We start from the raw sequence: 25,050 nt of genomic DNA on the forward strand, positions 1-25,050 counted from the left end.
CTCAAACACAGCCGACGACTGGCTACCCGATACGACAAGACCGCCGACAGCTTCCTCGGCTTCGTCGTCGTCGCATCCATCCGACTGTGGATCAGACACTTTGTCCACACCACCTAGGAGCCCCCGCCCGCATCGAATATTGCAAAATCGCCCACCGCGATGGTCAGAAGGTCGGCGAGCCGGACGTCAAGAATCCGCACCCGGATGGCAAGGTCCCGGCCCTGACGCACGACGGCGCCTTGATCACGGAATCGGCCGCTGTGGCCCTCTATCTGACCGACCTGTTTCCGGAGGTCGGGCTCGGCGCCCTGCCCGGTTCGCCGGAGCGTGGGCCTCTGCTGACGTGGCTCGCATGGGCGGCGGGCGAACTGGAGCCGGCGGTCTGGAGCAAGATGACCGGCGAGGCGGATCGCGATCCGATGGCAAAGGCCCGTTATGAAGCGGCTGTCGGTCGGCTACTCGAGACGCTGTGGGAAGGCCCTTGGCTGATGGGCGACCGGTTCACCGTGGCGGACGTGATGATCGGTTCGTCGCTCGGCTGGGCCCGGCTCGCCTTCCCGGACAGCCCCTTGCTGGACGCCTATGCCGAGCGGCTGGCACAGCGGCCGGCCCGCATCCGGGCGGACGCCAGAGACGCGGCGGACGCGGTGCTCGAAGCCGTCTGATCGACCTCAGGCGGCGTCGGCGTGATCTTGATGGAAGGGTGCGTCCCCGTCGCCAACGATCTCCACCGCTTTAAGGGCACCGACGAAACTGTCGCGCCAGATGCCGACATCGGTGTCGCGCACCACCTGCATCAGGGCCTCCCATTTCCGTACCCGCTCGGCCAACGGCATAGTCAGGGCCTTCTTGATCGCGTCGGCGACTTCCTCGCGACTGAACGGATTAACCAGAAGGGCCTCGCCCATCTGTTCGGCCGCGCCGGCGAAGCGGGACAGGATCAGGACCCCGGGATCGTCCGGGTTCTGGGCGGCGACATATTCCTTGGCCACCAGGTTCATGCCGTCGCGCAGGGGGGTGACCAGACAGACCTTGGCGGCGCGATAGATACCGGCCAGCTGGTCCCGGCGGAAGCTGCGGTTCAGATAGCGGATCGGCTGCCAGTCCATGTCGGCGAACTCGCCGTTTATGCGGCCGGCCAGAGCGTCGAGCCGCGCCCGGATGTCCTGATAGCTGTCGACGTCGTCGCGACTGATCGGCGTCACCTGCACCAGGAAGACATCGCCGCGCATGTCGGGATTGTCCTGAAGGAACTGCTCGTAACCGACCATTCGCTCCTCGAGTCCCTTCGAATAGTCGAGTCGGTCGACGCCCACCATCATGGAGCGGAAGGCGGCCGAGGCCGCCATTCGGTCATAGGTGCGCCGCCCCTCGCGCGAGTTCCGGGCCTCGGCGAACCCCTGGACGTCGATGCCGATGGGGAAGACGCCGATCCGCACCTTGCGGTCGAAGGCCTCCAAGCCGCCGTAGCCGGCCAGTTCGCCGCGCGCCTCGGAGATCACATAGTCGCGGAACAGGTCGAGCCATTCCTGCGTCTGGAACCCGATCAGATCGTAGGCGAACAGGCTCTCCACCAGGCGTCGATGATGCGGCAGGGTCACCAGCAGCTGACGCGCCGGCCAGGGCGTGTGCAGGAAGAAACCGATCCGGTTCTTGATCCCCAGCCTGCGCAGATCCCGCGCCATCGGGATCAGGTGATAGTCGTGGATCCAGATGACGTCGTCCGGCTCGATCAACGGAGCCAGAACCTCGGCGAACCGCCCGTTCACCCGCTCATACCCTTCGCCATAGGACCGTTCGTAGGCGGTCAGATCGACCCGGTGGTGGAACAAGGGCCACAGGGTCTTGTTGGCGTAGCCATTATAATATTCCTCGACGTCCTGAGCTTCGAGATCGACCAGGGCGACGGTGATGCCCGCCCGATCCTCGATCTTCAGTTCGCCGGTGAACTGCTCAGTCGTTTCTCCGGACCAGCCGAACCACAGGCCATCGTATTTTCTGAGAGCGGCTGAAAGGGCCATGGCCAAGCCGCCGGCCGAGCCAGCCGCAGGATCGACAGGCGCCGAGACCCGGTTGGACACAACAATAAGACGTGACATGCCACCCCAACGCCAAGGCCAAGGTTTGGCTGCAACGCAACATCGTGAACCGCCTCGGGGTTGACACGATGCGGACCGGAAAAAGCGCCCGATTCAGCGAACGGCCGTCCACGACCGACTGAGCAGGACCGCGCAGTTAATGATCCCGGCCAGCGAATAGGTCTGGGGATAATTGCCCCACAGCTCGCTGTCGCCGAGCGAGATGTCCTCGCTGAGCAGGCCCGCATGGGTTCGGCGACTGAGCATCTGCTCGAAGATCTCCCGCGCCTCCTCGGTCCGGCCGCTCATATGCAGGGCCTCGATGAACCAGAAGGTGCAGAGGTTGAACGCGGTTTCAGGCTCGCCGAAGTCGTCCGGCTCGACGTAGCGGAACAGGTAGGGGCCCTTCTTCAGATCCCGTTCGATGGCGTCGAAAGTGGCCACCTGGCGCGGATCCTGCGGATCGAGGAAGCCCAGGTCGACAAGCTGCAACAGGGAGGCGTCCACCTCCTTGCCGCCGAAGCTGGCGCCGAACCGGCCCTCTTCAGGAATGAAGGCTTCGGCCTCGATCCGTTCGCGGATGATGCGGGCGCGATCGTTCCAGACCTCGGCCCGCGGTTCCAGACCCAGCTTGTGCGCCGCCTTGGACAGACGGTCGCAGGCGGCCCAACACATGACCGACGAATAGGTATGGACCCGGGCGATGGTCCGGAACTCCCATAGACCCGCGTCCGTCTGGTCGTGCATGGCGAAGGCTCGGTCGCCGACCTTCTCCAGCGCAAAGAAGTCCTCGATCGACCCGGGCCGCAGCAGACGCTGGTCGTAGAAAGCCTGAACCAGCGGCAGAACGATCTGGCCGTAGACGTCGTGCTGCAGGTGTTCGCGGGCCTGATTGCCGACGCGAACCGGCTTCATGCCGAGATAGCCTTCGACCGAGGTGACGATCCGTTCGTCGATGTTCTCCTCGAGGCCCACGCCATAGACGGGCTGGACGTGGCCGCCCGCTGAGGAATCCACGAGGTTCCTCAGATAGACGAGATAGTTCTCCAGGATGTCGTCTGCGCCCAGCCGGTTCAGGGCGCGGACGGTGTAATAGGCGTCCCGGATCCAGCAGTAGCGGTAGTCCCAGTTGCGTCCGCTCTCCGGAAACTCGGGCACCGAAGTCGTCATGGCGGCGACGATGGCTCCAGTCTCCTCATAGGCGCAGAGCTTGAGCGTGATTGCCGCCCGGATCACCGCCTCCTGATAGTCCAACGGGATGTAGAGGGTGCGGACCCAGTCCTTCCAGTAGGCCACCGTGCGATCCAGGGTCGCCGAGACGCCCGGTCCGACCTCCTGATCGTAGCCTTCGTCAGGGCCGAGAAAGAAGGCCATCGACCGTTCCAGCCGGAACGTCCGTTCCTCGAGCACATGCGATACCGGACAGTCGGTCGTGAGCCTCAGGGTGACGTCGGTGCACAGATAGCGAATGTGGTTGGAGCCGCTCGTCAGCTCCGCCCGGCGCGCACCCCAGTCGGCGGACGGCCTCAGCCGCACCCGGATGCGCGGCGCGCCGTCGAGAGGCCTCACGATTCGGGCGAAGGCCAACGGCCGGTAGGTCCGCGAATGCTTCATGTGACGGGGAGCGAAGTCGATGATCTCGACCGCCGCGCCATCCTCGGCCGTCAGCACCGTGCGCAGGACCGGGGTGTTGGGGATATAGGCCTGACTGACGTGTTTCAGCCCCTCGAGTTCGATGTCCCAGAAGCCGTGGTCAGGCGCCACGCCGTTCATCAGGGCGGAAAAGACCGGGTCACCGTCCACCCGTGGGGCGCAGGCCCAGACGAAACGGCCGTTGCGATCGATCAGGGCCGAGAGGGCGCAATTGCCGATGGGGGCGAGGTCGAGCGAGGGGCGCCGGGGTGAGGCCAGGGTCATCAGCCCGCCGCTCCGTCTGCAGAAACGTCGGAGGCCACGGCCTCAAGCCAGTCCATCACGGCCGAAACATCGCGCAACCCATAGCGTGCGGAGGTCGCCCGATATGGCCCGACCAGCACTCCGAAGCCACCCAGGGCCACGGCGGCGCGAAAGCCCGCCTCGTCGGTCAGATCGTCGCCCAGCATGACGGGAAGGGCGCCCGCGAACGGCGGCTCGGCCATGAAGGCCGTGACCGCTGTGCCCTTGTCGGAGCCGGGCGTGCGCAACTCCAGCACCATATGACCGGGCTGGAGCATCAGGCCCGTGGTCTGGGCGAGCTCGCGCGCCAGGACCAGGGCTTCGTCCGCGCTGGCGGGCGACTGGCGGAAGTGAAGGCCGGCTGAAATGGCCTTGTCCTCAACGATTACGCCGGGGCGGTCGGCGGCGAAGCGGCGGAAGGCGGCCAGGGCGTGGGCCACGCCGGGGGAGGCCTTCGGCCGATCCACCGCGCCGTCCCGACGCCGCCTTTCGAGGCCGTGCACGCCGGCAGCCGAGGGGGAAGCGCTGCCGGCGATCCGGTCGATCTCGCCGAGCGTCCGTCCGCTGACGATCGCCATTCGCCCATCCAGCGCCTGATCCAGGCGGCTCAGGACCGCCGTGCGCCTCGGGTCGGCCAGTACGGCGTCCGGGGTCGGCGCCATGGGAGCCAGCACCCCGTCCATATCCAGGAACAGGGCCAGCGGCCGCTCCATCACCACGGGTGGCGTGAGCAGAATTTCGACGAGCGTTCCGGTATCTGACGGCATGAGTATCCAGGTTTGGTTGACGACCCCACAGATCTAAACGCGCCGGTCCGGCAAAGGTTGAGCGGCTTTTGTCTGAACTTGCGTTGCATCCACCCGTCATCCCGTCGGACGCTCCCCTGACCCTCCATTGTGAAACCGCGCCGGATGGGGCAATTCCGCTCCATTCAACGACAGACGCCGGCAAAGGGCGCCGCAGCAGGATCAGCGCCATGCCCCTCGATATGCCCGCATCGTCTCCCGCTGTCGTCGGCGTCATGACGGACCGCGCGCGCGAGGTGATCCGGCTGAACATTGAGGCCCTGCAGGCGCTTGAGCGGACGGTGGATTCCAGCATCGCGCGCGCCTGCGACGTGATCCTGTCGCGGCACGGCTATGTTGTCGTCACCGGCATGGGCAAGTCGGGCCATATCGGAGGCAAGATCGCCGCGACCTTGGCCTCGACCGGCACCAACGCCTTCTTCGTCCACCCGGCCGAGATGAGCCACGGCGATCTCGGCATGCTGCGCGGCGACACCACGCTTCTGGCCATCTCCAGCTCCGGCGAGAGCCGCGAACTGCGTGATCCCCTCCTTTTCTGCCAGCGGAACGACATCCCGGTCATCGGCATGACGCAACGCGGATCCTCCTTCCTGGCCCGGATGTCGGCCGTGCCGCTGGTCATGCCCAGCGTGGCCGAGGCCTGCGCCAACGGCCTGGCGCCCACAACCTCGACCCTGATGACCCTGGCCTTGGGCGACGCCCTGGCGATGGTGCTGATGGACCGGCGTGGATTCTCGGCCATGGATTTCGGCCTGCACCACCCGGGCGGTTCCCTGGGCATGAGCCTGCAAAGCGTACGCGAATGGATGGGCGACAATCATGCGCCGCCGCCGACCGTTCCTCTGGATGCCGTCTTCGCCGAGCTGGTCGCCCGCATCACCGAGGGCCGCAAGGGTGCGGTCGCCGTGCTCGATTCCGACGGATCCCTGGCCGGGATGATCACGGACGGCGACATCCGCCGCGCCTTCGCACAGGATATCAGCCGCATCACCGCCGCCGACATCATGAGCAAGTCGCCGATCACCGTCTCGCCCGACCAGAGGATGAGCGACGTCGTCGACCTGCTGACGGCCAACAAGATCTCGAACCTGTTCGTGATCCAGGACGACCGACCTGTCGCCATCGTCCATGTCGCCGAACTGATGCAGGCGGGCTACGTCTCCTGACAGCAGGGCCGCTTGCGGTTGACCCCCGCCGGGCAAGGGTCTACCCCGCAAGCCAGCCGCGCGACGCTTCCGCCGGTCCGGAAAAACCACGCCGAAGGCTGGATTTGGATACGTCGCCTGATGTCGCGGAGCGGTCCGTTCGCTCTGATCTCTCTAGCGTTTTCGTGAGCGACGCGCCCGTGACGCCTGTGGGCGCGCCGAGCGTCGCCTCGCCGTTGAAGTCACGTTCCACGATCTGTGTCGACGGGTTCAACATGGCCCTCGCAAAGGGGTCTGGCATTGCCACCTACGGCCGCAATCTGCTGTCGACCCTCGGCCAGCTGGGGATGCACGGACAGGTTCTGTACGGGCCCTCCGCGAAGCGGTCGTCCAGCAACGTCGTGAATGAGGCCGTCCTTGTCGATCCGGATCGGCCGGGCCCGAAGGTCAAGAAGTTCGATCGTTTTCTTCGCACATTCACCAGCCGGTTCGGCCAGTCGGCCTGGCCGATCACGCCCAGCGGCGAAGTCGTCTGGCCGTCGCGCGGCGGTGGCCGACCGGAAGCGACCGCCTACTGGGCGGCCCAGGACCTGTTTCAGGTCTCCAACCGCTGCTTCAACGCCTACGGCAAGGTGACGCCGGTCGACTTCGCGTGCTCCGGCGAGGTCAGGCGGCCCGACGCTATGCAATGGACCGCAACCCTGCCACTGTACGCACGCGGCGTGCCCAACATCTACACGATCCACGACCTGATCCCGCTGCGCCTGCCGCACACGACGCTGGACGACAAGGCGACCTACATGGCGCTGTGTAAGATGATCGCCCGGCGCGCCGACCACATCGCCGTTGTGTCGGAAACGACGCGCCAGGACGTGATCCGCCTGCTGGAAGTCTCCGAGGATCGCGTCACCAACACCTATCAGGCGGTGCATCTGCCCGAAGCGCTGACCAGCCGCACCCAGGCCGATGTGACCATCGAACTGGAAGGCGTCTTTAACCTCGGCTGGAAGGATTATTTCCTTCATTTCGGCGCCATCGAGCCCAAGAAGAACCTCGGCCGGATCGTCGAGGCCTATCTGGCCTCCGGTCTGGAGACGCCGCTGGTCATCGTCGGCGGCCGCGCCTGGCTCGACGAGGGCGAGACCGCCCTTCTGAACCAGGTCATGCGCGACGGAGGGCCTAGCGCGCAGCGCATCCGACGCTATGAATACATGCCCTTCTCGTTGCTGATCAGCCTGATCCGCGGCGCCAAGGCCACCCTGTTCCCTTCGCTCTACGAGGGCTTCGGCCTGCCGGTGCTGGAATCGATGGCCCTGTCCACCGCCGTTCTGACTTCCACCGGCGGCTCCCTTCCGGAAGTCGCGGGAGATGCGGCCATCAGCGTCGACCCCTATGACGTCCAGGCCATGACGCGAGGCCTTCGCGCGCTCGACGCCGATGAGGCGTTGCGGGACGATCTCGTCCGCCGAGGCCTGACCCAGGCCGCGAAATTCTCGGTCGAGGCCTATCAGGGTCGGCTGTCCGCAATGTACGGCCGCCTCGGCCTGTCGTGACCCGATCGGTTCTCTTCGACGCCAGCCGGCTGTTAAGTCGGGTCGAACGGACCGCGCCGACCGGGGTGGACCGCGTCTGCCTGGCCTATGCCGAATGGCTGCTGTCCCTGCCCGGCGTCCAGGTCACGCCGGTCCGGGGCCGCAACGATCAACTGGTCGTCGTCGATGAGGCCTGGTTCCGCGAATGCGTCGCCACCCTGCGATCGCGCTGGACCGGCGCCTTCTTCGAACGTTCCCTGACTGAGGACGAGATGCGGCTGATGACCGCGCTCAGCAGCGATACGAAGGCGGCCGAGTCCGTCATCGGCAAGCCGCCGACCGATCCGGCGCGGCCCCCGGGACGCCGCCGGCGAGTGTGGAAGCAGTTCTTCCGCTCGCAGTGGATCCAGAAGCTGCCGGACAGCACCCTGTACTTCAATGTGGGTCACACGGGGCTGGGCGACGACCGCATCTTGAGTGAGTTGCGCGACCGAGGTATCGAGCGGATCGTCTTCCTGCACGACCTGATCCCGATCACCCACCCCGAGTTCTGCCGGCCGGGAGACCGGGACAAGCACCGCCAGCGGGTGCTGAACACGCTAAACACCGCCTCCCGGATCGTGGTCAACTCCTGCTATACGGCCGATGAGCTGGCCGCCTTCGCCGCGCGCGAAGGCGTGACTCCGCCGCCGATCCACGCCGTCCACCTGGGGCTGGAGCCTACCTTCCTGACGCCTCTGACGGCTGCGACGCCCCGGCCCTATTTCGTGCACATCGGCACGATCGAGGCGCGCAAGAACCTGGCCTTCCTGCTGACCATCTGGCGACGACTTTACGAACGGATGGGCGACGCGGCGCCCCAACTTGTTCTGGTCGGTCGATACGGCTGGGAGAACGAGGCGGTTCTGGATCATCTGGAGCGCTCGCCAGCCCTTCGCGGCTTGGTGCATCAGGCTTCCGACCTGCCCGACTCGGCCCTCGCGACCCTGATGGCCAGCGCTCGGGCTCTGGTCGCGCCGTCCTCGGTCGAAGGCTTCGACCTGCCGGCGGTCGAGGCCTCCGCCCTGGGCGTGCCCCTGATCGCCTCCGACATCCCCGTGCACCGCGAACTGGTGCCGGACGCCCAGCTGATTGATCCGCTCGACGGGCTGGGCTGGCTCGACGCTTTGGAAGGGGCCACCAGACACCCTCCGAAAGCGACGCCATTTACCGCCCCGACCTGGGACCGTCACTTCGCCGAGGTCGGTCGCCGGGTCGGTCTGTCGCAGTGATCCCAGTTGGCGCTGGCGGGGCGGGTCAAAGGCCGATATTCACCAACCGGGGCTTTCGAAGTACGGAAATCATGACGCGTTCTCTGCTCGCACTCCTGATCGCGTCCATTCTGGCAGGGTGCTCGACCCTGCCGAGGGACGGTCCGTCGAACCGCGCCGTCGTGCGTGGCGCGACTGAAAACGCCGATTATGCGATTGTCGATCTGGACTACGCCGCCGCCGAGCGAATCAAGGCGGTGGCTGACCAGACTTTCGGTTCGCTGGCCGGCGCCGCCAGCCTGGCCCCCGTCGATGTCATCGGCCAAGGCGATCAGTTGGCGATTGCCATCTATGAACCCAGCGGTGCCCTGTTCGGCGGCGGCGGCGGCAATGATGGTATTCGCTCCGGCAACCAGACGCTGCCGGCCGTCGTCGTGGACCGGAACGGCAATGTCGCCGTACCGTTCGCGGGTCCGGTCCGGGTCTCCGGCCTGACGACGACCGAGGCCGCCGGCGCGATCCGGCGCGCCTTGATCGGCCGCGTCGGCAACCCCCAGGTCAGCGTGACCCTGGCCACCAATGTCTCCAACGCCGTCACGGTTCTGGGCGAGGTGAAACAACCCGGTCGGGCGCCGCTCTCGACCAACGCCGATACGATCCTGGACGTGATCGCGGCCGCCGGCGGCGCCTCGCGGCCCAGCCAGGATGTCGAGGTGCAGATCCGGCGCGGCGACCAGACCTTCGTCGCCCCTCTTACGGCCGTCACCACCCGGTTCGCCGAGAATATCCGCCTGCAGAGCGGCGACCAGATCAATCTGGTCTACCAGCCGCGCCGGTTCTCCTCCTTCGGCGCCTTGGGCGCCGTGACGCAGCAGGACATGCCGGCCGGCGATCTGACCCTGGCGGACGCACTCAGCCGCTCCGGCGGCCTGAACGATGGCGCGGCAAACGCCCGCTCTGTGCTGATCTTCCGCTTCGAGCGGCCCGAGGTCGCCCAGGCGCTGGGCCTGACCCAGCCGGCGACGCCGAAAGGCGTGCCCGTCGTCTACCGTCTGAACCTGGAAGAGGGTGTCGGATTCTTCACGGCCTCCAGCTTCCTGATCCAGCCCAACGACATCATCTACGCACCTCGCGCCTTGTCCGCCGAAGTCGGCAAGTTCTTCGGCCTCGTGCAACAGGTCACTCGCGTCGTCTACGATCTGTCCGTGACGAGCACCCTGAACAACAACTGACCCGATGCCCGCTTGGCGAGAGTGGCTTCTGGGCAATCGCGGACGCGGCGACCGCAAGACGGCGCTCGTGGTCGCGGGAGACCTGTGGGAGCGGGCGGGACGACGCGCGCCCGCCACCCTGCCCGCCATCGCCGAGGTCGAGGCCAGCGCGTTGCAGGTCTATGCCGATCACGGCCTGCCCACGCAGCACGGCCACTATCAACGCGCGCCCGGCGCCCCCGAATGGACCTGGCTGGCGGAAGAGCTTCCCGCCGAACTGCGCTGGGCCATGGTCCTGGAACGGCCGCCCGAGCAGGGCTGGCGTTACGCCACACTGGAGGATATCGGCCGGTTCCCCGGGGCGTCGGGCGAGCTTCTGGCCGCGGCGAACCTGCTCGCCGAGTGTCGTCATCTGAAGGACCGGCTGACGGGGCGCGAACCGGGCGAACCCGGCGACGACATCCAGACCGCCATCCGGTTGGGTTTTGAATGGCATGCCCTGAAGGACGCCATGGCTTGGAAGGAGAAGGCGCGCCTGAAGCTCACCACTCCTTCGGACGCCTTGTCGGCTCCGCTGTCTGAGGCCGAACCAACAGCTTCGGCTGTCCCTGACCGTCAGCCGAACCTGGACCTCGAAGCCACGCCTGCGCCTGTCAAACCGCCGCGCAAGTCTCGAAAACCCCGCAAGGCGAAGGCCAGCTGATCAGGCCGCGGCCCGACCGTCCGTCGTCGCCTCGGCCAGCAGTTCCAGCGAGCGGACGCGAGCGCCGTGGTCCCAGATCTGGCTTGTGATCATCAGCTCGTCCGCGCCCGTGGTGACCGTAAAGGCCTCGATCGCCGCCCGCACCGTCGCGGGCGATCCGACAGCCGAACAGGCCAAGGCCTGACCGATCATGGCGCGCTCGCCGTCTCCCAGGCTTTCGGCGTATCCGTCCCGCGGCGGCGGCAGCTTGCCCGGACGGCCGCTCCTCAGGTTCACGAAGGCCTGCTGGACCGAGCTGAACAGCAGCCGGGCGGCCTCGTCCGTCTGGGCGGCGAAGACGTTGTAGCCCAGCATCAGATACGGCTTCTCCAGCCGCGCCGACGGCCGGAAGGTCTCGCGATAGATGCGGATCGCAGACATCATCTCCGACGGCGCGAAATGGCTGGCGAAGGCATAGGGCAGGCCCAGATGGGCGGCCAGTTGGGCGCCGTAGGTCGAGGATCCCAGGATCCACACCGGAACATCCTGGCCCTCGCCGGGGTTGGCGCGGATGCGCTGATCCTCCGTCGCCGCCTCGAACCAGTGCATCAGCTCCATGACGTCCTGCGGGAAGCTGTCGATGTCGCCTTGAAGGGTCCGCCTGAGGGCGCGGGCGGTGGCCTGGTCGGACCCGGGCGCGCGGCCCAGGCCCAGGTCGATGCGGCCGGGATAAAGGGCGTTCAGCGTGCCGAACTGTTCGGCGATCACCAGCGGCGCATGGTTGGGCAGCATGACCCCGCCGGCGCCGACACGGATGGTCTTCGTCGCTGCGGCCACGGCGCCGATGACGACCGAGGTCGCGGCCGACGCGATACCGGCCATGTTGTGGTGCTCGGCCAGCCAGTAGCGATTGTAACCCAGGCGCTCGGCATGCCGGGCCAGGTCCAGGGTGTTGGCCAGCGCCTGGGAGACGCTGGAGCCCTCGGGCACCGGCGCGAGATCAAGAACAGAGAGTGTTGCCATCCCCGCCATATGGGGACGGTGCACGCCCCCGCAATCAGCAACGTCGCGTCGGCCGGGCCGGGCCGGGCCGGGCAAGGCTTCGTCCGATGTCCGGACGCAAAACACCCTGACGACACGGACGAAACGGACGAAGTCGCCGCTGTTCACACTCTCCGCGAGCCGTGGAAGGGATTGTACCTCAGCCGCAGACCAAGGCGCGCTCAAACCCGAAAACGGCCCGCAAAGCCCGGCGCGGCGTTAGTCCGGCCGTCGAACAAGATTTTATCTTCGACGCTCCGGAGCGGATCAGGCGGCGTTGGCCGCCTTGCCGGTCTTGGCCTTCTCGGCCTCTTCATAGGCGCGCATGCCTTCGACGATCAGTTCGGCGGCCTCGCCAGCGTCGCCCCAGCGCTTCACGCGGACCGACTTGTTCTTCTCCAGGTCCTTGTAGCGGGTGAAGAAGTGCTCGATCTGCTCGACCATGATGGTGGGCAGCTGACGATAGGAGGCGATGTCGGTGTAGTAGGGGTGCAGTGCGTCGACCGGAACGGCCAGGATCTTGTCGTCGCCGCCGGCCTCGTCCTCCATCATCAGCACGCCGATCGGGCGCGAGCGGATGACGCAGCCCGGCACCACCGGTGTCGGGTTCAGCACGATCACGTCGCAGGGATCGCCATCGTCCGCCAGGGTGTGCGGCACGAAGCCGTAATTGCCCGGATAATACATGGCAGTATGCAGGAAGCGGTCAACGAACAGGGCGCCGGACGCCTTGTCCATCTCGTATTTGACCGGCAGGCCCCCTTGCGGGATCTCGATGATCACGTTCAGGTCCCAAGGCGGGTTGGGACCGACCGGGATGGCGTCGATGTTCATGGCGGGCTCGGTTTTGTGCGTCTGCGAAGGGAGGCGGGCGTGATAAGCCTCCGGACGGCGAACGGCAAGCGCGGCGCGCGCTATCGAAGAAAGACAGATGAGGGAGCCTGGCGGGAATGACCACGATCGACTGGCTGGGTCTGGCCCTCTTCATGCTGTGCTGGCTGGGTTACGGTCCGCTGCTGAGTCTGCTGGCGCATCGCAGCGGCTCGCTCAATACGGATATGCTGACCGTTCGCCACGCCTGGATGACGGCGATGACACACCGTGAAATCCGGCTGCTGGACAGCCAACTTCTCGGACACTCCATCAACTCCGGCTCCTTCTTCGCCTCGTCCAACCTGCTCCTGATCGCAGGCGTCGCCGGCATCCTGTTTGGCGGCGACCAGGCCCTGGAGGGATTTTCCGCGGTCGGTGCCGAGGCCGTGCCGGTCGGGCTGCTGGAAGCCAAGCTGGGGCTGGTTCTCTTGTGCCTGGCGCGGGGCCTGCTCGATTTTATCTGGTCGATCCGCCAGATGAACTACGCCCTCGCCCTCATCGGCGCGGCCCCTGAAGTCCATTCCGAGGCGGACAAGGTCGCTTTCGGCGAGGCGACGGCCCAGGTCTTGAACCCCGCACTCTCGGCCTTCAGCCAGGGCGTGCGGGGCTATTATTTCGCCTTGGCCGCAGCGGCCTGGCTTTTCGGACCGGTCTGGCTGTGCGCGGGCGTGCTTTCGGCCTTCGCCCTCCTGGTCTGGCGTCAGTCCGCATCGCCGGCCGCCCGCGCGATCCGGACCGCCAGACGCCTCCTCGAGGTCAATCGCGAGCGAGGAGCCTAGCTGTTTCGCACTGCAGCATTTGCTCCTAAGGCTGATCGCGCAGGAAACGTGTCCTGAAAGCGCTTACATCGTGGCGGTGAGGCGGATGTTACCGGTAACATGGCGTGATCATAGATGATAAAAGCCCGCTTGACGCGTTGTGCACCGCAACCTAGATTGTTCCGCGACGCCTCCGGGCGTCATGCCCTTCCTGGGCGTTTCCTCCCTATAGACTTTTATGCCGCGCCCTCGGGCGCGGCTTTTTTTTCGCCCTGACACCGGGTCCAAACTCAGCGCGGCCAGGTCTCGGCGGCCAGGGCCGCGATGACCCGGTCCAGCGTCTTGGCGAACCGGTCATGATCGCCGGACGGCTCCAGCGTCGTCTCGTCCAGATAGAGCGCCCGGTTCAGTTCGACCTGCACCGCCTGGAACCCTTCATCCGGCCGCCCCCATCGCTCGGTCGAATAGCCGCCCGCATACGGTGCGTTCAGGCCGACCCGCCAGCCCTGGGCCTCGAACAGGGCGCGGATTCTCCGCATTGTCGCGCCGCGACAGGCCGAGCCGTGCCGGTCCCCCAACACGACATCGACGCCTCTCCGGTTCCGGCTTGTCGCCCCCGCCGCCCGCGAAGGCATCGAATGCCAGTCGATCAACAGGGCCGCGCCATGCCGGTCCCGGGCGGCCCGCATCAGTTCGCCCAGCGCGTCATGATAGGGTGTGTGCACCCACGCCAGGCGGCCCGGCCCCTCGGCCTGCGACAGCCGCCGGTCATAGAGAAGCGTCCCGTCCCCGGCCCGGCGGGGAATGACGCCGAAACCGGCCGAGACCCTGGCCGTCGGCTCAGCCTCGATCTCGCCGTCGAACAGGGCCGGATCCAGTTCGGTCGGCGCCCGGTTCAGGTCGACATAGGCCCGCGATACCCGGCCTGCGATGATCGGCACGCCCCGCGATGCTCCGCCCGCGATCAGCCGGTCGACGCCGACATCCTCGGCGCTGCGCAGGGTGGATGAGGTCAGGTCCGCCGCCTCTCCCATGTCGGCGGGTCGCTCCCGGCCGGAATGCGGAGAGGCGAACACCATCGCGCCCGCAAGCCCGTCCGCCGGCGTTACGACGAAGGCGGGCAGGGGGTTCAAGGGAGGCGGACTGGCGTCGAAAGGCGGCGTCATGGCTACCGCATAGGGCCTGATCAGCAAAAGTGCGACGCGGATTTTCGATGCGGCTGGAGAGGTTTTCCACGGACCTGTCGGCGGAGCGCGCGATCGCATCGCGGGAATTTCATGGCCGGTTTACAGTTCCGGGACTAGCGTTGGAATTCTGAACAGGGGAGTTCCACGCATGGCGCGCATTCTGCTGGCCGAAGACGATGCATCGCTGAGGGGCTTTCTGACCCGTGCGCTTGAGCGGGCGGGCCATCAGGTCATCGACTGCGAGAACGGCGACGACGCCATCGACGCACTGGAACATGGTCCCTACGACCTTCTGCTGACCGATATCGTCATGCCGGGGGCGGACGGGATCGAGGTGGCGCGTGTCGCCGCCGCCCGCCAGCCTGGCCTGCGCATCATGTTCATCACCGGCTTCGCCGCCGTCGCCCTCAGCGCCGCCCAGGCCAGCCCCCAGGCCAAGGTCCTGTCCAAGCCCGTCCATCTGCGCGACCTCGTCAGCGAAGTCGAAAAGATGTGCGCGGCGGCTTGATTCGCGAAGGGGCGCCACCGCTCGCCGCCTGGCGGCTCCCCAATTGCGCGCAAGCGACCGCTTCGTTTGGCATGCCCCAATATCACCCCCGTTTCGCCCTTGCGGCCGTCGCATCGGCTGGGTATAGACCGCTCCTTCCCGTTCCGGACCCGTTCGGAACCGTTCTGGCGGATGCGTAGCTCAGCGGGAGAGCACCTCGTTGACATCGAGGGGGTCACAGGTTCAATCCCTGTCGCGTCCACCATTCCTTTCAATGACTTAGCCCGCCGCAGCCTGTGGGCGCTGGCCGGAAACTGGCCGGAAACGCTTCTGCGAGACGTTGACCGGCCGGTTTAGGCCGTTTGCGCGTTTGCCGGACATTTGTCTCTACCGCCGCATTTGACTCTCAGACGACCTTGGTTAGGTCCGCTTTCGGGCGAGCACCGAAACTTGAATTCAGTGCGCCCCCACTAACTCGTCGCTACTATAAAAAATGTCCGCTCTAGAACACCCATATCGGTCCGGGAGCGACGCCCGCGACCGCTCGTAAACGCTGACCATCCTGTTGCCGCTAAGTTGCAATGCGGCCCGTCCCGACGGACAATCCCTGCGCTGAGGGGATTCCATGTATCTGAAGACTGTCGCACTGCGGAATTTTCGCTCGTTCGATGCGGGCGAAGTCGAACTGCAAAAGGACCTCATGGTTTTTGTAGGCGAGAACAACGGCGGCAAGAGCAACGCCATCGATGCGATCCGGCTGGTAACTCAGCCCTTGGGCGGTCGCCGCGAAATCTATTGCGAACCCACGGATGTTCGGTTCCAGAGCCCGACCAAAGGCTTCGAGCTCGAGGCGACTTTCAGTGATCTGAGCGTCGGCCAGCAAGGACGCCTGATCACTGCCAGCACTGACGCCTCGCTATCGGAAGCGCGCTTCGGAATTCGCTACGCCGGCGGTCTGGGGGATCGACCAAGCCTTTGGGCGGGCAAGCCTGGCAACCTGCCAGAACCGGGCTGTCACGATATGGTTCGCCACGTCTATTTGCAGCCCCTGCGCGACGCCAAGCGCGCCTTGGCCTCCGGCAATCCCACGCGGATTATGGCCCTCCTCAACCACTTCCTCGGCGACACCAAGTCGGAAGACCTGGCCCGCGAACTGGCGCGGCAGGCAAAGCACGATGTGCTGGCCAAGGTCGATGAGGCAGTCGGCAAGGGTCTCACCGCCCTGACTGCAGGCGTGCGTCCGCAAGCCGCCGCACTGGGCTTTGCCCCGCAAGAGGCGCTGGTCGATATCGCCCGTGACCTCCGGTTCAAGCTGGCCGACCACGGCGTTTATCCCGAGGACCTGCGCTATTCAGGGCATGGCTACGCCAACCTGCTGTTCATGGCCACGATCGCGGTTGAACTGGAAAAGGTCCGAAATGCGGACCTGACGTTGTTTTTAGTGGAGGAGCCGGAGGCGCACCTGCATCCCCAGTTGCAGGCAGCCGTCTTGTCTTTTCTCAAAGACCAGGCTGCCCAATCACGCTCGATCAAATCTGAGGATGGTCCCGCAGGCCAAATCCAAGTGGTCGTGGCAAGTCACTCGCCCAACCTCTCCGCCTGGGTCAGCAGCAAGCAGTTGGTCGTTTTCAAGTCTGTTGTTCCCACCCCGGCAGCGACCTCGGACGCTCCCGAAGAGCAGGCGTCACCAGCCGAGGCGGACGCCGCCGTGATCGAAGGGGGAATCGCCGAGGGAGCGGGCGATGCTGCTGATGCGGTCGACGCGCTCGCCGCGACGGCGACCGCCGCCGTCATTCGGCGATCAACCCGTTGCATTCCGTTGTCGCAGATCGATCTGGATGACCTGCAGCGCAGGAAGATCGACCGATACCTCGACGTCACGAAGGCGGCCCTGCTCTTCGGTGGGCGCGTCTTGCTAACCGAAGGCATCGCCGAAGCCCTTCTGCTGCCCGTGATCGCGGAGCATTTGACCCTGAAGGATCAGCCGGAGAAGCTTCGACTCTTCCGCTCGGCCGTTTTTGTCCCGATCGATGGGGTGGATTTCATGCCCTACGCCAACCTCCTGACCTGTCAGATCAATGAAGCGCGGATCGCAGAGAGGGTTGTGGTCATGACGGACGGCGATCATGGCGCGGGCGAAGGCGACGATGACCAGGAAGACTCCGATGCGCCTGAGGATGAGTTCGGGGGCGAAGTGATCGAACTGGGCGCCGATGCCGAGCCGCTGATCCCGGGCGAGCGACGCAAGCGCGCATTAGAAGCCTTGGCCGAGACCAATGGCGCCCAAGGCGTTCTGTCAGCGATTACGTCCCGGTACTCTTTGGAAAGCGAGCTCCTGGAGGCAGGCAACGGCGCGATCCTGCGCGCGGCCTACGTCAGCCTCCATAAACGGTCCGGCAAGAAGTGGGACAAGGCCGCGGCGCTTGAAGGCGATGCACGAGCCAAGGCCATCCAGAAGCTGTTCAAGAATGCGCGGAAGGGTGACTTCGCCCAGGCACTGGCCGACCTGATCGAGAAGATCCCCGGGAACAGCCACACCTTTGTCGTGCCCAAGTACATCGCCGACACGATCCGCGAAGTCGTGGCGTGACGAGCGCCTATACGCCGACGAAGGAGCAGGAAGCGATCATCGAGCACGATGGACATGCCTTCGTGCGCGCCTGCCCTGGCGCCGGGAAAACCCGCACCATGGTCGAGCGCGCGCGCCGCATGCTCAGCGCGACAACCGACCGGCGCGGAGTGGCGTTCCTGTCTTTCACCAACGCCGCCGTTGAAGAACTGGAGGGAAGGCTTCGCACCTTCGGCGCCCTGCCTTCGCCCCTTTTCCCGAGCTTCATCGGTACATTCGACCGCTTCCTCTGGCAGTTTTTCATCACGCCATTCGGGGTCGACGGATGCAGCCATCCACCCCGGCTGGTTCCGGACAAGTCAGAGTGGGAGATCAAGCCCTTCGACGCTGCTCAGGCCCTGAAGCTCAAGCACTTCGATCGGTCGACCGGCGCCTTCGTGCCGGCCAAGGCAGTGGACACTGGCTTCTATTCGAAGACCGGGCCGGGCGCCTGGGAGACGGTTGCGCGCAACACGATCGCTCGAGCTCGCGATCGAGGGCATCTTGATTTCGAGGACGTCAGGGACTGCGTCGCTGGCCGCCTCGCAGACTCGGCCTTTGCCCTGCGTCTCGGTGCCGCGCTGAATGGCCGGTTCCGGGAGATCGTCGTTGATGAGGCGCAGGACTGCAATCCGGCCGACCTTGAGATCATCGACTGGCTTCGGAAAGCGGGCATAAGGGTCAAGGTCGTCTGTGATCCGAACCAGGCGATCTACGCTTTCCGAGGAGGTCTGACCGATGAGCTGATCAAGTTCGAGACGACCTTCGGCGGTGACGATCGGCTGCCGATGAGCGGCAACTTTCGCTCGTCGCCGGCAATCTGCGCTGCGATCTCGCAGTTGCGTCCGCCGGCGACCCGAGGTGTCCGCGACCAGGCCGTGGGCAGGTTCAGAACTGAAACCACGCCAATTCACATCCTGTCCTACGGCGGCACTGGCGTGCCTGCCTCGATCGGCGCCTGCTTTCAGACCTTGGCCGGGAGTATGGACATTCGACCGGCGCAGGCGCCGGTGCTCGCCGCGACTTGGTCCAGCGCCGGGAACGCCGTCGGTCGGGCTATGCCTGACGCCGGTAACGACAAGACATTGCTCCTCGCCGAAGCCGTCATGGGCTTCCACTTCGCCTTCGCGGCAGGCAACCGCCGCGAGGCGCTGACCCGACTGCACAGGGTCGTTCTCCAGATTCGCGGCGTCATCGCCAACGCCGGGGACTACACCTTCCATCTCAAAGCAAATGGCGCCGATGACGGCAAATGGCGTCCCGAGATCATCGCCGTGGGCCAGGCCTTGCGGGTCGGCCCGGGAGAAAGCGCTGATGCGTGGTTGAAGCGCGCTCGCGATCTCATCGGAACGACCCTCGTTGGATCGTCGACGATCGGTCAGCGTCTGCGATCGAACGGGAAGTTGGACTCTGTCTTGGTCGAAGTGTCTCCGACGGCTTTGCCCGCAAAGGCCATCCACGCCGTGAAGGGCTTGGAGTTCCCAGCGGTGTGTGTGGTGCTGACGGCACGAACTGCGGGCGGCATCCTTGATGTCTTGAGCGGAGCGTCGACCGATCCGGACGCCGTCGAAGAGGCCCGAAAAATCTATGTTGCCGCATCCCGCGCCGAACGGCTTTTGGCCATCGCGGCTCCGAGGAGTCGGGCAGCCGCTCTGAAGGCGCATCTCGACGTCGACGGGCACGCCGCGGAGATCCTAGTGATTTGAGCGCGATGAGGCCTTCACCGAAGCAATGGACCGACGAAGCGCTTGAGCTACGCATCCGATCGCTCGAAACCGCCATCGAACAATGGGCGGTCGAGCGGGACCTATGGTTTGATTGCTCCTGCAAGAGCCACCTCGCCCACAACAGTGGTGAACCGGGCAGTCCGCCTATAGCCACCGTGCTGTGTCTCGGCGGCGATCTCTACGGCGTCATCAGCGGTGAGGACGCAGAAGGGCACAAGCCGTCCTTTTTCGAGATGATCGCTGAGCTCGGGTTCGAGTACGAGAACAACGACGGATCAACGATCCACTTCTATCCGACCGACCCGGAGTTTGCGGCGGCGCTCGAAGACTACTTCCACTGGCAGTGGGTCTGCGGCCTCATCACAGACGACACCGCCGACGTCTACCACGAGCTCTATGAGCAATTCTCCGCCAACCCCGAACGCCTTCAACGCCTCGAATGGCGGGACTTCGAAGTCCTACTGTTTCGGCTGTTTCAGAACCAAGGGTTCGAAGCGGTGCTCGGGCCTGGCCGCGGCGATGAAGGCGTCGACCTGCGGATCATCCAGCGATCACCGCTGGGCGACATGATGACCTTCGTTCAGGCCAAGCGGTACAGCACACACCGGCCCGTCAAGCTTCCCGAAGTCCAAGCGCTCTACGGCGCCGCGCAGCTGGACCGCGCGGACAAGGCCCTGTTCGTGACAACATCTAACTACGCGCCGGCACCGCGGCGATGGACGGCGCGAACGGACGGCTTTATGGAATTAGCGGGCGCCGAGGAGGTGGTGAAATGGTGTGCCGGCGCCCGAGCTGGCGTCATTTCCGACCGAGCTAGCTTAGTCGCCCGGGACCGCGTTGAGAAGCTCATACTGGCAGCAGCACGAGGTACTTTGGGGCTCATCGTTCATGACTCCGGCGGGTGGAATATCACCGACAACTGGTTCGCCTTGATCCTGAAAGAGACGAAGCACGCCGCCCTCCTCATGGGTGTGCCGGCTGCCGTACTAGACCATGACGGCTACGGGCAAATCGGCCGCCACATCCCGCAGCTAGACCCTTCCACACTCCTCGGGTTCCAATCGGAAAATGTCTGGCGCGCCAAGCGGACGAGCGACGGTGGACGGGTCCGTTACTGGGATGGCCGCCACCTCTGGCACGCTTGGAACGGTCAGCCCTGCCACTTCAATTTGTTGGATTAAGCTTGGCCTGTGGATCGGCGTCGAAATCGGACCCCATCGAGAGGAAGCCTAGGTGGTTGAACTCACCATGTAACAATCCGTTGGCGCGCATGCTGACAGGCATCTATCGGGACCCCATCTCGCCCCGAGATATTGAGCTCATTCAATGAGTTACCTCATATCGGGTGGGGTCTAGCCTTCAACGCCGTTTGACAGTCGTGTCAGCAAGGAGGGTTATTTTAATCCATGCGGCGCTATGCGCCGCTCCCAACAAGCGTGCAAAATTCAGATACTGATCGTCGGAGCTCAGGTGCGCGGCAGCCGTCTCGTGCCCGATCCGACAAGCCGCGCGCGAAGATCGTCAGCATTGCTGCCGTGACCTTCGCCTTGTGCCCCGGTAGCCACGTCTGCAGCGCGGCGAATAATACGGTTTCGTAGTCACCCCGGCGCTCTATTAGGCGCGAGGTCAGCTCGCTCTGTTCGCCTAGGGCGGCGACAGTCCCGCTCAGGATCATGCAGCCTTTCGGTGATCCAGTTTTCGTGAGGCGCCTGATAAGATTTTCGAGCAGGCGGTCTACGCCCTCCGACAGACTCGGCGCGTTCGTAAGAGCCGACATGTCGAGGAAGGACACCTCCCGTTCGAAGGCGTCGATCGCCTCTACGTACAGCTGAGCCTTCTTGCCGAAGGCGGCGTAGATGCTGGGCTGGGACAAGGACATCGCCTCCCCCAGATCCCGCATCGAAGTAGCGTCGTACCCGAGCAGCCAAAAGCGCTTCATCGCTTCGCCGAGCGCCTTCTCACGATCGAACTGTCGAGGTCTGCCGCGAGCTGCTCCGATTTCCATAGCGATCGCTCAACATCTCAGCTGCCCCGCCGGCAGCTATACCAAGCGGTCGCTACAGAAAGGTTAGCGGCCGACAGCGCTTTCTGTAACGACTGCTACGGCAAGGTCGATGCGACCGACGCTCTATACGGATCACTCGCTACAAAACCCGTCCGGATATCGACGTCTGTCATCGTTGGCTCCGCGGACAGGGCGCGCCGCAGGCGGGAAAAGCAGTCGGCTGACCCAGGCCAGCCGACCAAGTTGTTATGCAGGGTTGCCAGCCGCAAGTACGCGGCACTGATCGATCAACTCCTCGATCGTCACCTCCAAAGGCATATAGCCATTCGTCAGGTCGATGGTGCTGAAGCCGGCGGCCAACGCCATCTCGCAGAACTCGATCAGCTCGGCTGAGTGCACCTTCTGAAACAGAGGCGCAGCGACTTCGGGGTCGTTGTCTGTGACATCAAAGTCGGGGCCGCTGACCAAAGCCACGATCTCGCTGCGATCGCGTGAAGCAAAGCAATGGTAGATGGGCAGATCGAAAACAGTCATTTCATGGGGGTAGGCGTAAACGAGGGCCGGACCTTCGGTGTTGAGAGCGCGGAAGATCCAACGGCCATCGGCGATCGGTTCGAGTGCTTCATGAAGGCCGTCGTAGCCAGCGATCGTGACGATGTAGCCAAGCTCTGGCGTGTCGAAGGGATGGGCGTAACGGCCGGCAGACTTGTGGTCGTTGGCCGCGGTCTCGATGGGAGTCATAAGAAGTTCCTTGGAAGCGGCCGAGCTGATCGGCCTTGAATTGGCTGGGAGGCAGAAGCTGCAGCGACCCTGCGCGGACGCAGGGTCGCTGCAGCTCATCAGACGGGGCCGGTCGGGCGCCTGACCAGAATTTGATGCGAGGCGAAGTCGAACGTGTCAGGACGTCGCGCCGCGATGCGATGATTGCGCAGGACGCCATAAGCCTCAGCGACGGCGTCGCTGTCGAACAGGGCCACCCCAACCACGGGTGGGCAGCCCTGCACCTCGAAGTGCACATGGCGCGGGATGGTCAGATGACCGGAGCCACGTGAAGTGAGCTCAACGAGCTGACGCACATAGCCTGGGTGATCCAATTCAACGGAGCCCACGCCGTCGGGGTCCGGCAGAGACACCAGCAAGCCGACATACAGAGGATTCGAGAAGCCTCCTGCGCGCTTGGCTGCGGCGGTGGGCGCCAACTCGGCGTTGAACGGGTTGGTCTTGAAGGGACCATGCGGCAAGGGCGGTTGGCCATAGCCTGGCGTGATGCGGGTCATGGCTACTACTCCTCGCCCTGACGGTCGACCGTCGGGCAGATGGTCCAGCTGGGCACCGCGCATTGGCCGTCGCCACGGTTGATTAGGACGCCATAGCAACGCAGGCGGCCCTGCAAGTCGAACAGCCCGGCGAACCCGACGGAGCAGCCCACCAGGTCGAACTCCGCCTTGGAGATCTTCGAACGCGGACGGGTCTCCGTCTCGTCGCTCCGCAGCGAGATCCGCAAGGGCCTGTTGCCTGCTGCCAAGGTGGCAGGGCGAATCTTCATCACACCCGCCGACCTGCGTCGGCTTTTCGAGCCCAAGCTATGGCAAGACCCAGAAAACCTCCCTCTCTCAGGCTCAAGAAAATCGGCGCCTGCCCCAAGTCCGGAAGGCCGATCAAGATCTGGTATGTGCGAGATGGACGCCACGGACAAAGCACTGGCGCGCGCGAGGACGAGCTTGAGAAGGCTGAGGCCGCCTTGAGCGACTATCTGATCGGCAAGGCGGAGCCATTTCGGCCGGATGCTGAACGGCTAACCTCGCCGGCTGATGTTCTCGTCGCAGACGCCATCGCGCTCTACGCGGCTGATCGGTCTCCCCATCTCGCTGATCCGGTATCGTCGGGAATCCGGCTAGCGGCGCTTCTGGAGTTTTTCGGAACGTCGACCCTGGCTTCGGTGAACCGAACGAACTGCCAGGCCTACCTAGCTCACCGCATCAGCCAGCCGATCAAAAGCTTCAAGAATCCCGAGACAGCGCGAAGGGTATCCGAGCAGGCCGTTATTCGAGAGCTCGAGGATCTGTCCGCGGTCATCGGTTGGTGGGATGCAGAACACCGATTGACGCGGCCGATCAAGGTTTGGCGACCTGCAAAGCCAGACAGTCCCCGCGACGCCCTCACACGGAAAGAGGCTGCTCATCTTTTGAAGGCCGCCCGGGGCAATCGCCTGGTTCACGGGCGGTGGAAGACTTTGCCGCCCTCCTCGCGTTCCAATCGACGGCATCTTTCGCGAATGCTGTTGTTGGGCCTTTATACGGGAACCCGCCCCGGCGTTCTGACCCGACTGCGTTGGCACCCCTCGGACACCGAACCTTGGATTGATCTCGAGGGCGGCTGGATGCGTCGACGGGGCCGGCTGGAGCGCGACCAACCGACAAAACGCAGGCCCATTTGCCGACTCCCAAGGAGGCTCCACGCTCACCTGGTCCGATGGCATGCGCTGGACGAGGCCGAATCCCGGGATCGTGCTCGTCGGGGGTTGCCGTCGATCAAAACTGTGATCCACCACGGCGGTCGCCCGCTCGCGGGCCGTATTCGGCGCAGCTTTGCATCGGCTGTACGCGATGCCGGCTTGAGCGAGCAAACAACCCCACACTGGCTTCGGCATACGGCGGCGACGTGGCTCGTCGCCAATCCCAAAGTCGAGCTGTCCGAAGCGGCGCAATATCTGGGCATGACCGTCGAGACGCTCGTGAAACACTACAATCATCACCGGCCCGATTTCTTGGCCGCGGCTTCCAAAGCACTAAGCCAGCCGTCAACGGCAGCCCACCGCTCTTCCCCTCATTGACCAATCCGTCCGTTAGAGATCGCCCTGATGGCCGCCTCAACCTTTAACTCGAGATTTCATGATGCCTGATCATCCCTCAGAAAACCGCAGTGACCACGCATGGGGCGGTGCTCGCTCAGCGACTGAGCGAACAAAACTATGCTTCACGGTGCCGGGGCCCGCCAAAGCAAAGGGCCGGGGTCGGGTGCATCGCGTTGGGAACAACGTCCATGTCTATCCAGACCAGGTGACGGTTCTTTACGAGAACTGGGTCAAGCTTCATGCCATGGAGGCCTGGAATGGTCGAGATCTCATGGAAGGTCCCATAGCTGTCAGCATCGACGTTGTGTACGAGCCTGTGCCGACCAAGTCCAAGAAGGAGCGCACCGCTATGCTCGCAGGTCTATAGTAAGGCCGACGAAGTATCCCGACCTCGACAACATCGTCAAAGCGGTGATCGATGCCTGCAAAAAGATCGTTATGCGCGACGACGTTCAGGTCGTCGATATTCGAGCCCGAAAGCGGTACGGCTCTAACTTCCGGGTCGATGTGGTCATATCGCCTGCCGTGCTGGAACCAGCCGGCGAACTCGAAAGCGTCTCACATGCTGTGTGGATCGGCGTCGAAATCAGACCCCATTGAGAGGCAGCCTAGTTGGTTGAATTCGCTATATAACAATACGTGGCGCGCATGCTGACAGGCGTCTGTCGGGACCCCGTCTCGCCCCGAAATATTAAGCTCATTCAATATATTGTTTCATATCGGGTGGGGTCCCGCCTTCAACGCCGATCAACATCCCAAACGATTCAATCAGGTCGCCAAATGCTTTAGAACTCCCGGCCGAACTTCCGTCGTTGCATCGTCACGCTCCTTCTCCACGAACTCCCTATCTTGGTGTCCAAGAGGCTGGGTG

General features: G+C 64.6%; 24 protein-coding genes, 1 tRNA gene and 1 pseudogene. 16 read left to right on the top strand and 10 right to left on the bottom strand.

Annotated features, from left to right (window positions below; translation table 11 throughout):
- Positions 1 to 117: pseudogene (locus ACP7AU_RS15380) on the top strand (IS5/IS1182 family transposase); the annotation flags it as partial.
- Positions 87 to 665 carry a glutathione S-transferase family protein gene (locus tag ACP7AU_RS15385; protein WP_426051964.1) on the top strand — a complete coding sequence of 193 codons (579 nt, stop codon included), beginning with the start codon at positions 87 to 89 and terminating at the stop codon, positions 663 to 665. The pseudogene ACP7AU_RS15380 and the gene ACP7AU_RS15385, both read left to right, overlap by 31 nt.
- Positions 666 to 671: 6 nt before the next feature.
- Here ACP7AU_RS15385 and ACP7AU_RS15390 read toward each other — a convergent pair whose 3' ends face one another.
- The 3 genes from ACP7AU_RS15390 to otsB all read right to left on the bottom strand — a co-directional run bounded on the left by ACP7AU_RS15390 (position 672) and on the right by otsB (position 4,780).
- Positions 672 to 2,099, bottom strand: coding sequence for an alpha,alpha-trehalose-phosphate synthase (UDP-forming) (locus tag ACP7AU_RS15390; protein ID WP_426051965.1), 1,428 nt, complete (start codon positions 2,097 to 2,099; stop codon positions 672 to 674).
- 93 nt (positions 2,100 to 2,192) lie between these two features.
- Complete coding sequence (locus tag ACP7AU_RS15395) at positions 2,193 to 3,995, bottom strand: glycoside hydrolase family 15 protein (protein WP_426051966.1); 1,803 nt, start codon at positions 3,993 to 3,995, stop codon at positions 2,193 to 2,195.
- Positions 3,995 to 4,780, bottom strand: a complete 786-nt coding sequence (gene otsB, locus ACP7AU_RS15400) for a trehalose-phosphatase (RefSeq protein WP_426038452.1) — start codon at positions 4,778 to 4,780, stop codon at positions 3,995 to 3,997. The genes ACP7AU_RS15395 and otsB overlap by 1 nt, the downstream gene beginning before the upstream one ends.
- Before the next feature lie 209 nt (positions 4,781 to 4,989).
- Here otsB and ACP7AU_RS15405 point away from each other — a divergent pair, with 209 nt between their 5' ends.
- From ACP7AU_RS15405 to ACP7AU_RS15425, 5 genes are all read left to right on the top strand, one after another.
- Positions 4,990 to 5,985: a KpsF/GutQ family sugar-phosphate isomerase gene (locus tag ACP7AU_RS15405; protein ID WP_426038450.1), complete on the top strand. Its 996-nt coding sequence runs from the start codon at positions 4,990 to 4,992 to the stop codon at positions 5,983 to 5,985.
- Positions 5,986 to 6,149: 164 nt separating this feature from the next.
- Complete coding sequence (locus tag ACP7AU_RS15410) at positions 6,150 to 7,517, top strand: glycosyltransferase family 4 protein (protein WP_426038448.1); 1,368 nt, start codon at positions 6,150 to 6,152, stop codon at positions 7,515 to 7,517.
- Complete coding sequence (locus ACP7AU_RS15415; protein ID WP_426038446.1) at positions 7,514 to 8,767, top strand: glycosyltransferase family 4 protein; 1,254 nt, start codon at positions 7,514 to 7,516, stop codon at positions 8,765 to 8,767. Before ACP7AU_RS15410 ends, ACP7AU_RS15415 begins: the two co-directional genes overlap by 4 nt.
- A gap of 71 nt (positions 8,768 to 8,838) precedes the next feature.
- Complete coding sequence (locus ACP7AU_RS15420) at positions 8,839 to 9,978, top strand: polysaccharide biosynthesis/export family protein (protein ID WP_426051967.1); 1,140 nt, start codon at positions 8,839 to 8,841, stop codon at positions 9,976 to 9,978.
- Positions 9,979 to 9,982: 4 nt separating this feature from the next.
- Positions 9,983 to 10,660, top strand: coding sequence for a hypothetical protein (locus ACP7AU_RS15425; RefSeq protein WP_426051968.1), 678 nt, complete (start codon positions 9,983 to 9,985; stop codon positions 10,658 to 10,660).
- Here the strand turns inward: ACP7AU_RS15425 and ACP7AU_RS15430 are convergent, their stop codons facing one another.
- A complete protein-coding gene (locus ACP7AU_RS15430; protein WP_426038440.1) occupies positions 10,661 to 11,662 on the bottom strand; it encodes an LLM class flavin-dependent oxidoreductase in 1,002 nt (333 codons plus the stop codon). It lies immediately after the preceding gene.
- Between the two features lie 285 nt (positions 11,663 to 11,947).
- Positions 11,948 to 12,514 carry an inorganic diphosphatase gene (gene ppa, locus ACP7AU_RS15435; protein WP_426038438.1) on the bottom strand — a complete coding sequence of 189 codons (567 nt, stop codon included), beginning with the start codon at positions 12,512 to 12,514 and terminating at the stop codon, positions 11,948 to 11,950.
- 116 nt (positions 12,515 to 12,630) lie between these two features.
- Between ppa and ACP7AU_RS15440 the strand changes: the two genes are divergently transcribed.
- On the top strand, positions 12,631 to 13,332 hold the full coding sequence (locus ACP7AU_RS15440; RefSeq protein ID WP_426051969.1) for a DUF599 domain-containing protein: 702 nt from the start codon (positions 12,631 to 12,633) through the stop codon (positions 13,330 to 13,332).
- Between the two features lie 269 nt (positions 13,333 to 13,601).
- On the opposite strand, the gene ACP7AU_RS15445 is transcribed toward ACP7AU_RS15440, so the two are convergent.
- Complete coding sequence (locus ACP7AU_RS15445) at positions 13,602 to 14,477, bottom strand: N-formylglutamate amidohydrolase (RefSeq protein ID WP_426038434.1); 876 nt, start codon at positions 14,475 to 14,477, stop codon at positions 13,602 to 13,604.
- 169 nt (positions 14,478 to 14,646) lie between these two features.
- On the opposite strand from ACP7AU_RS15445, the gene cpdR reads away from it, so the two are divergent.
- The 5 genes from cpdR (at position 14,647) to ACP7AU_RS15470 (ending at position 20,501) form a co-directional block, all read left to right on the top strand.
- The gene (gene cpdR, locus ACP7AU_RS15450; RefSeq protein ID WP_271084958.1) at positions 14,647 to 15,006 is read left to right on the top strand and encodes a cell cycle two-component system response regulator CpdR; all 360 of its coding nucleotides are present in this window, start codon (positions 14,647 to 14,649) and stop codon (positions 15,004 to 15,006) included.
- Positions 15,007 to 15,175: 169 nt separating this feature from the next.
- Positions 15,176 to 15,250 (top strand) — tRNA-Val (locus tag ACP7AU_RS15455).
- A gap of 360 nt (positions 15,251 to 15,610) precedes the next feature.
- Complete coding sequence (locus tag ACP7AU_RS15460; RefSeq protein WP_426051970.1) at positions 15,611 to 17,575, top strand: ATP-dependent nuclease; 1,965 nt, start codon at positions 15,611 to 15,613, stop codon at positions 17,573 to 17,575.
- On the top strand, positions 17,572 to 19,299 hold the full coding sequence (locus tag ACP7AU_RS15465) for a UvrD-helicase domain-containing protein (protein WP_426051971.1): 1,728 nt from the start codon (positions 17,572 to 17,574) through the stop codon (positions 19,297 to 19,299). Before ACP7AU_RS15460 ends, ACP7AU_RS15465 begins: the two co-directional genes overlap by 4 nt.
- 5 nt (positions 19,300 to 19,304) lie before the next feature.
- On the top strand, positions 19,305 to 20,501 hold the full coding sequence (locus ACP7AU_RS15470; protein WP_426051972.1) for a restriction endonuclease: 1,197 nt from the start codon (positions 19,305 to 19,307) through the stop codon (positions 20,499 to 20,501).
- A gap of 233 nt (positions 20,502 to 20,734) precedes the next feature.
- Here the strand turns inward: ACP7AU_RS15470 and ACP7AU_RS15475 are convergent, their stop codons facing one another.
- From ACP7AU_RS15475 to ACP7AU_RS15490, 4 genes are all read right to left on the bottom strand, one after another.
- Positions 20,735 to 21,325, bottom strand: a complete 591-nt coding sequence (locus ACP7AU_RS15475) for a TetR/AcrR family transcriptional regulator (protein WP_426051973.1) — start codon at positions 21,323 to 21,325, stop codon at positions 20,735 to 20,737.
- A 246-nt stretch (positions 21,326 to 21,571) separates the two neighbouring features.
- Entirely contained in the window at positions 21,572 to 22,066 is a 495-nt protein-coding gene (locus ACP7AU_RS15480) for a hypothetical protein (RefSeq protein WP_426051974.1), read from the bottom strand.
- Positions 22,067 to 22,164: 98 nt separating this feature from the next.
- Entirely contained in the window at positions 22,165 to 22,602 is a 438-nt protein-coding gene (locus ACP7AU_RS15485; protein WP_426051975.1) for a hypothetical protein, read from the bottom strand.
- Positions 22,603 to 22,607: 5 nt separating this feature from the next.
- Positions 22,608 to 22,871 carry a hypothetical protein gene (locus ACP7AU_RS15490; protein WP_426051976.1) on the bottom strand — a complete coding sequence of 88 codons (264 nt, stop codon included), beginning with the start codon at positions 22,869 to 22,871 and terminating at the stop codon, positions 22,608 to 22,610.
- A 195-nt stretch (positions 22,872 to 23,066) separates the two neighbouring features.
- Between ACP7AU_RS15490 and ACP7AU_RS15495 the strand changes: the two genes are divergently transcribed.
- From ACP7AU_RS15495 to ACP7AU_RS15505, 3 genes are all read left to right on the top strand, one after another.
- Positions 23,067 to 24,158, top strand: coding sequence for a tyrosine-type recombinase/integrase (locus ACP7AU_RS15495; protein ID WP_426051977.1), 1,092 nt, complete (start codon positions 23,067 to 23,069; stop codon positions 24,156 to 24,158).
- 61 nt (positions 24,159 to 24,219) lie between these two features.
- Positions 24,220 to 24,546, top strand: a complete 327-nt coding sequence (locus ACP7AU_RS15500) for a RusA family crossover junction endodeoxyribonuclease (protein WP_426051978.1) — start codon at positions 24,220 to 24,222, stop codon at positions 24,544 to 24,546.
- Entirely contained in the window at positions 24,432 to 24,779 is a 348-nt protein-coding gene (locus ACP7AU_RS15505; RefSeq protein WP_426051979.1) for a RusA family crossover junction endodeoxyribonuclease, read from the top strand. The genes ACP7AU_RS15500 and ACP7AU_RS15505 overlap by 115 nt, the downstream gene beginning before the upstream one ends.
- Positions 24,780 to 25,050: the final 271 nt, after the last annotated feature.

Source organism: Brevundimonas sp. SL161 (assembly GCF_049896985.1).
Lineage (GTDB): Bacteria > Pseudomonadota > Alphaproteobacteria > Caulobacterales > Caulobacteraceae > Brevundimonas.